Raw genomic sequence first — 409 nt, forward strand, 5'->3', positions numbered from 1 at the left:
GGTAAGCGTCCAGCTGGTCTTGCTGGTACGCACATTCATTTCTTACACCCTATCAGCCGCGGTGTGACCGCCCAGGTCTCAAAGGCAGATTGTCCATTGTCACCCTCAGTACCGGTGATGTCATTGATGAAGTCCTGTACGGTCAAGCTGCCATTGCCTGGAATGGCTTGCCAAACCTCAAAGGCGGAGGCACCATCAGCACCGGTGGCACCTGCAATACCTTGTGGACCGGTAATGGCTTCAATAAACTCCGCTTCAGTCTTACCAGCGTTACCAGCCAACCCTTCCCATACTTCATAGGCGGAGGCACCAGTGTCGCCTTTTAGCGAATCAATAAAGTCTTGTACGGTCAAGCCAGTATTGCCTGGTAAGGCTTCCCAGATCTCAAAGGCAGATTGTCCATTGTCAC

At 52.3% G+C, this 409-nt stretch carries 1 pseudogene; it reads right to left on the minus strand.

Annotated features, from left to right (window positions below):
• Positions 1-35: 35 nt before the first annotated feature.
• A pseudogene (locus tag R0K30_RS21145) lies at positions 36-409 on the minus strand (hypothetical protein); the annotation flags it as partial.

The sequence above is a fragment of the Bacillus sp. SIMBA_154 genome (assembly GCF_046536015.1).
In the GTDB taxonomy this organism is placed as follows: Bacteria; Bacillota; Bacilli; order Bacillales; family Bacillaceae; genus Bacillus; species Bacillus pumilus_P.